Here is a 6,292-nt window from a genome sequence, read left to right on the forward strand (position 1 = left end):
TGTTTTACCGTGGTCAACGTGGCCGATAGTACCAACGTTAACGTGCGGTTTCGTACGTTCAAATTTTTCTTTAGACATGAGTGGTCCCTCTAGGTACGGATTTAGGTGGCCCAAATTGACCACGCAACCAAAAAAAGATAATTGGTAAATCTAATATCAAAAGGAAATAAACTTGAGAGCTGGTGCTGATAGGCAGACTCGAACTGCCGACCTCATCCTTACCAAGGATGCGCTCTACCACCTGAGCTATATCAGCACTCAAATTAGAGTGGAGCGGGCAGCGGGAATCGAACCCGCATCATCAGCTTGGAAGGCTGAGGTAATAGCCATTATACGATGCCCGCAACACGTAACTCTGAGAGCTATTTCCTAAAGAATATGGTGGAGGGGGACGGATTCGAACCATCGAAGGCAGTGCCGGCAGATTTACAGTCTGCTCCCTTTGGCCACTCGGGAACCCCTCCAAATTTTCAAGCCATTCAGACTACTAAAGGAAAGAATGGTGCCGACTACCGGAATCGAACTGGTGACCTACTGATTACAAGTCAGTTGCTCTACCTACTGAGCTAAGTCGGCATAAGTGGTGCGCATTCTATTGAATGATTTTCTAGGTTGCAATAGTAATTTGAAAAAAAATCATAAATTTCGATTTTTTAGATTCGTTTGCTGCAAATTCGTACAAACTTAGCTTTTTTAAAGTAAACTTCGACCTTTGTCGTTTGCTTTGAAGTTCGCTTGATGTATGTTCTTGCTTCTATTAAACCAAGGATAAAAGAGACCCATGAGTCCATTTTTGTCATTTGACCGTGCAAATTGGGCCGAGTTAAGAAACTCTGTACCGATGACACTTTCTGAAGACGACTTGACTGCGCTTCAGGGCATTAATGAAAACCTAACCATGGAGGAAGCGGTAGAGATCTACCTTCCTTTGTCTCGTCTTTTGAATCTGTATGTCCAGGCTCGTCAAAGCCGCAATTCCGTATTACAACAATTCTTAAATACAGAGGAACATGCTCCCCCTTTCGTAATTGGTATCGCTGGCAGTGTTGCTGTAGGCAAAAGTACGACTGCTCGTATTCTAACGGCATTGCTTTCTCGTTGGGAGAATCATCCCAAAGTGTCCTTGGTTACAACAGATGGCTTCCTATATCCGAAAAAAGTACTAGAAGAACGCGGTATCATGCATCGTAAAGGCTTCCCAGAATCCTATGATATCAAGCGCTTAGTCGAGTTCATGTCTGACGTAAAGGCAGGAAAGCCCGATCTTGAAGTACCCATCTACTCTCACATCACGTATGACATTACTGATGAACTAAGAAAAGTGGATAGACCGGATGTTCTTATTATTGAAGGTTTAAACGTTCTGCAAAGTGGAATGGACTATCCACATGACCCGCATCGTGTCTTCGTATCTGACTTTTTAGATTTTTCAATTTATGTCGACGCAGAAACAGAGACCATTGAACATTGGTACGTAGAACGCTTTTTAAAGTTTCGCCAAGGGGCCTTTACGAAACCAGGCTCTTATTTTAGCCACTACACACAACTCTCTGTCGATGACGCAAAGAAAAAAGCAAAGCAAATTTGGCATGATATTAATGGGCTCAATTTAGAATTGAATATTCTTCCAACTCGTGAGAGAGCCCACTTGATTCTACACAAAGGCGTTAACCACTTGGTTGATAAAGTCTCGTTGCGAAAGTAATCGAAGCTTAGTCACTTTTACGCAACGAGATTTCACCACCAATATAAGTCTCTAGTCCTTGGGAGGTTTCGATTAATATTCCACCTTGATGATCGATGCCTCGAACGACGCCATGTACCTCTCTAGGCCCAATAAGCAGTTTGACCTGACGATTAAGGAAATTGTCTAACCGATTCCAACGTTCGATAAAGCCAGTAAGCCCTTTCATTTCATATTCGACAAGTGCAGAATTCCAATGCTTGATAAGAGTCATTGCTAGAACATTTCTATCGATCTTGAGACTCTGATTTACTTGGTTCAACGTGGTCCATGGCTGGTCAATCTCAGGCTGGTCGTCAGGCATTCCAATATTCAGGCCCATCCCAATCACTAGATGAGCAGCCCCACCGGCCTGACCCGACATTTCAACCAAGATTCCGGCCAGTTTTTTATCTTGATAATACAAGTCATTCGGCCACTTGAGTTTAACACCTTGCATGCCTACTTCTTCCAGAGCTTCCACTGCGGCAATCCCAATCACCAAGCTCAAGCCCATTGCCGCAGCCATTCCCGCATCCAGTCGCCAATACATAGAGAGATATAAGTTAGAGCCAAACGGTGAGACCCATTGTCTACCGCGGCGACCACGACCTTGCGCTTGATATTCAGCAATACAAACACGGCCCTTTTCCGAATCCGCGACTCTGTCGAGCAAATACTGGTTCGTTGAGTCAATCACAGGGACAAGTTCAACAAGTGACTCCGAGCTAGTGGTAAGGAGTGTCTCGTCTAACAGCTGCAATGGTGAAGCTAATTGGTAACCACGCCCTTGCACTCGATAAATATCAATACCCCATTCACTAAGACCTTTAATGTGCTTAGCGATTGCCGCTCTGGAAACATTAAGATCGTCGCCCAACGCTTCTCCTGAATGAAACTCTCCATCACTTAATAACTTTAAAATATGAAGTTTCGTAGAGTGATCTTTTCTCATCTAGATGCCTCGATCTGAGTCAAATTGGTCTCCCCGGTACGATTGAGAAAGCGTACTTCATGCTCAAGTATGATTTGGTATTTGTCCCATACTGTCTGCTTCACTAAAGAAGCAAGCGCGACAATGTCATCAGCACTACAATTATCTATGTTGGTCAAAACCAAAGCTTGCATAGGGTTGACCTGCGCACCATGTACAGACTTCCCCTTTAATCCACACTGATCAATAAGCCAACCAGCAGCAATTTTCATTCCTCCAGAAGCTGGGTAGGCTACTACGTTAGGGTATTTTTTTGTGAGTCGATCATAGTGATCTTGCGTGATCACTGGGTTTTTAAAGAAACTACCTGCGTTACCTATCTTGGTTGGATCTGGCAGTTTTGCCTTTCGCACTTGGCATACTCGTTCGAAGATAGAAGCAGGGCTGAGTTGTTCTTCTGGGATACTTTGTAAAGGACCGTACTGGTTAATCGGCTGCCATTGCTTCGCCAACTTAAGCCCTAATGCGGTGATAAAGCACTTTCCGTGCAACGCATGTTTAAATATGGAATCCCTATAGGCAAACTCACAGTCTTGGGCGTGTATTCTTTTGTTTTCAAACGTAGTTAGATCAAGAACATCTACATAATCACAGATGTCTTTTAGCTCTAGGCCATACGCACCAATGTTCTGAATAGGAGCCGAGCCAGCACAACCTGGAATCAAAGCTAAGTTCTCAATCCCACCGATCCCCTGATTCACACACCAGGAAACCAATCCAGGCCAATCTTCACCACCGGCAATATGTAATAGGTAGTGCTCATCCGTTTCCGTGACTTCTTTACCCATGATTCGATTAACAATCACTAATCCCTCAAAATGTTCTGTAAAAAGAACATTACTTCCTTTACCTAAAAAAAGTTTCGGTAAATGGGTGAATCTTGGGTTTTGAAATAGCTCAATAACATCTTCAAGCGACTCAACGATAGCTAAATAGGAACACGATTGTTCAATTCCAAAAGTATGGTAAGCCTTTAGGCTCGCATTTGTTTTAATTTGCATAGTAGGTTTGCAACACCAGATAAGATTCTCTTAAACTGTCGACATTCTACATTAGTTATCTTTTAACCGCAGTGACAATACCAGACTCATTAATCATAGAAGTGTTAAATCCCATCAAGCTCCCCCTCATTAAGAAACTATACAAAGCGTATTACCCTGCGGGTCGAGCCAAAAAAGATGAATTGATCATTACAGCAAGCCATAAAGGTGAAATCATTGCGTTACTACGTTTAAAAAGTGTAGATAAAGTTCGTCTATTGACAGGAATGTTGGTCATTCCGAAAGTTAGGGGAACAGGGATTGGAAAAAAACTACTAACTCATTGTAAAAACAATGTTTTCACTGATGGCGATTATTGCTTCGCGTTTACACATCTCGAATCCTATTATTCCAAGCATGGATTCACAACAATTGATTGCTCTGAGCTACCACACCCGCTAAAAATGGCATTTCAACGTTATGTAGATAGCGGTAAAGATCTCATTCCAATGCAATTCATCTCTTCAACGACATCAAAACGCGTGCTTTTGTAGCCAGGTAAATCATATCTTTGATAAAATGGCAGGTTCGCAATATTGCACTAAACTAAGGTACTCATACCGATATGATAGTAAGTAGGAATCCATTCGAACAGTTGCCAAGTCTCGCTGTCAATCCGGAAGACTTTGATGTTCTGTATTCAGCAGAATCATTCAGAACCCGTCTTTTAGATGCTATCAGCAAAGCAACGTCGCGAATTTACCTAGTCGCTCTATATCTGGAAGATGATGAAGCTGGACGTGAAATTCTCACTGCGCTTTATGAAGCGAAACAGCGCAATCCTGGGTTGGACATCAATATCTGTGTCGACTGGCATCGAGCGCAGCGTGGCCTGATTGGTGCGGAGACATCTGAGGGTAATTCAGCGCTTTACAAAGCATATGCCAGTAAGTACCAACACCCAATCCCTGTCTATGGCATACCAGTGCGTGGCAGAGAAGTTTTTGGGGTACTGCATTTAAAAGGCTTCATTGTCGATGATACTGTTATCTACAGTGGGGCGAGCTTAAATAACGTTTATCTCCATTATCATGAACGTTATCGATTTGATCGTTACCATGTGATTCGACATGAATCTTTAGCGAATTCAATGGTGCAATTCATTCAGGAAGAAATGATTGCTCACCCTGCCGTTAATGATCTTGCAGGAAAAGATAAGCCAGAAACCAAAGAAATAAAGTCGGCGATTCGCCAACTGAGGGCTTCTCTTGCTCAAGCCAACTATAAGTTTGAAGACCAAGCTGCAACAGAAGAAAGTGTAAAAGTCACTCCGTTAGTTGGGCTAGGCAAACGCCGTAATCTGCTCAATCAACAGATTGTAAAGTTATTGGCAGCAGCCCAAGACGAAATTTTCATTTGTACGCCTTACTTTAACTTCCCTAAAGCACTTCATCGTGAAGTGAAACGAGCCATGAAGCGTGGTGTGAAAGTAACTATTGTTGTGGGTGATAAAACCGCCAATGACTTTTACATTGCACCTGAGGAAGACTTTAAAACCATTGGCGGACTTCCATATCTTTACGAAGTGAATTTGCGTCGCTTTGCGAAAACCAATGAAGCGAATATCGCCGCACGTAAATTGTCAATTCACCTATGGAAGCATGACAATAACAGCTTCCACCTTAAGGGTATTTGGGTTGATAAACGCTATATGCTACTTACTGGGAATAACCTAAATCCACGTGCTTGGTCACTCGACCTAGAAAATGGGCTACTCATACAAGACAATTATGCGAAGCTCACTGAGAAGTTTGAAGACGAAGTTTCGCGTATTCTTGAGCATACTCACCTTATCTGTACCTATAAGCAATTAGAGAAAGTAGAAGACTATCCTATAGGGGTACAGCGACTGGTCAGAAAAATTACCCGCCTAAAGGCAGATGGTGTTTTAAAACGTATTCTTTAGACATCATTTCTCGCTCTAAAGTACGTCGAGATTTTTATACTAAGCCAACCGCTTTAGCAGTTGGCTTTTTCATATAATCCATTTGGAATACTTAACTATTTTCTAGTACCGCTAGTGAGCACATAACCACTTAGATCTAGAGCGACTCTCTTAATGGGTTTGAGCTTTGACGTTTGTGAGTATTCCGCATAGCTTACAGCCTCGAGCTAAGCTACCCCTCTCTGTTCTGGCGCTTCTTACCCTTTGGCGATATATTTTTTCTGAGACTCATCAAATGTTCAGCGTCGAAAATCATCACCTCGCTAATGAAGAGCTCCTTCAATCTTTCACCTTCCAATTCGTTTTTTCTTTCTCATCAAGATTCAAGTCGTTGAACGCCTTTGAATACCATAGATTACTTAGGCTTGTTTGTAGGTCATATTGCCTTTCCATAGCATCAACGGCCTATATTATTAGAGCCTAGTGTGTAATTACGCAGAGTTCGCTTAGTAGGGATTATGTGAAATAGTCTAGTTAGGTGTATAAACACTCTTCAGGGAAACGTCGCAGTAGAAACGAAAAAAGCCTCAGTCTTTCGACTGAGGCTTAATATAAGTGGCGGAGTGGACGGGACTCGAACCCGCGACCCC

The 6,292-nt window shown here is 42.6% G+C and carries 5 protein-coding genes and 4 tRNA genes; 3 read left to right on the forward strand and 6 right to left on the reverse strand.

Features of this window, described 5'->3' with window-relative positions; translation table 11 throughout:
• Positions 1-180: 180 nt before the first annotated feature.
• From R7Z41_RS23370 to R7Z41_RS23385, 4 genes are all read right to left on the reverse strand, one after another.
• Positions 181-256 (reverse strand) — tRNA-Thr (locus R7Z41_RS23370).
• Between the two features lie 13 nt (positions 257-269).
• A tRNA-Gly gene (locus R7Z41_RS23375) sits at positions 270-344 on the reverse strand.
• A gap of 35 nt (positions 345-379) precedes the next feature.
• Positions 380-464: transfer RNA gene (locus tag R7Z41_RS23380), tRNA-Tyr, on the reverse strand.
• A gap of 36 nt (positions 465-500) precedes the next feature.
• Positions 501-576 (reverse strand) — tRNA-Thr (locus R7Z41_RS23385).
• 205 nt (positions 577-781) lie between these two features.
• On the opposite strand from R7Z41_RS23385, the gene coaA reads away from it, so the two are divergent.
• Positions 782-1,705 (forward strand): type I pantothenate kinase, encoded by a 924-nt coding sequence (gene coaA, locus R7Z41_RS23390; RefSeq protein WP_005388683.1) that lies wholly within the window; start codon positions 782-784, stop codon positions 1,703-1,705.
• Between the two features lie 7 nt (positions 1,706-1,712).
• Here the strand turns inward: coaA and birA are convergent, their stop codons facing one another.
• Both birA and murB read right to left on the reverse strand, forming a co-directional pair.
• Positions 1,713-2,678, reverse strand: coding sequence for a bifunctional biotin--[acetyl-CoA-carboxylase] ligase/biotin operon repressor BirA (birA, locus tag R7Z41_RS23395; RefSeq protein WP_130545443.1), 966 nt, complete (start codon positions 2,676-2,678; stop codon positions 1,713-1,715).
• Positions 2,675-3,718 carry a UDP-N-acetylmuramate dehydrogenase gene (gene murB, locus R7Z41_RS23400; protein WP_206971069.1) on the reverse strand — a complete coding sequence of 348 codons (1,044 nt, stop codon included), beginning with the start codon at positions 3,716-3,718 and terminating at the stop codon, positions 2,675-2,677. Before murB ends, birA begins: the two co-directional genes overlap by 4 nt.
• A gap of 101 nt (positions 3,719-3,819) precedes the next feature.
• On the opposite strand from murB, the gene R7Z41_RS23405 reads away from it, so the two are divergent.
• Positions 3,820-4,251 carry a GNAT family N-acetyltransferase gene (locus R7Z41_RS23405; protein WP_017821963.1) on the forward strand — a complete coding sequence of 144 codons (432 nt, stop codon included), beginning with the start codon at positions 3,820-3,822 and terminating at the stop codon, positions 4,249-4,251.
• Between the two features lie 71 nt (positions 4,252-4,322).
• The gene (pssA, locus tag R7Z41_RS23410) at positions 4,323-5,663 is read left to right on the forward strand and encodes a CDP-diacylglycerol--serine O-phosphatidyltransferase (protein WP_033907507.1); all 1,341 of its coding nucleotides are present in this window, start codon (positions 4,323-4,325) and stop codon (positions 5,661-5,663) included.
• Positions 5,664-6,292 lie beyond the last annotated feature (629 nt).

Source organism: Vibrio sp. 1457 (assembly GCF_033340195.1).
Classification (GTDB): Bacteria; Pseudomonadota; Gammaproteobacteria; order Enterobacterales; family Vibrionaceae; genus Vibrio; species Vibrio alginolyticus.

Excerpts from the sequence above, each read along its gene's own strand:
- coaA (WP_005388683.1), top strand. The coding sequence starts at position 782 with ATGAGTCCATTTTTGTCATTTGACCGTGCAAATTGGGCCGAGTTAAGA.
- birA (WP_130545443.1), bottom strand. The coding sequence starts at position 2,678 with ATGAGAAAAGATCACTCTACGAAACTTCATATTTTAAAGTTATTAAGT.
- murB (WP_206971069.1), bottom strand. The coding sequence starts at position 3,718 with ATGCAAATTAAAACAAATGCGAGCCTAAAGGCTTACCATACTTTTGGA.
- pssA (WP_033907507.1), top strand. The coding sequence starts at position 4,323 with ATGATAGTAAGTAGGAATCCATTCGAACAGTTGCCAAGTCTCGCTGTC.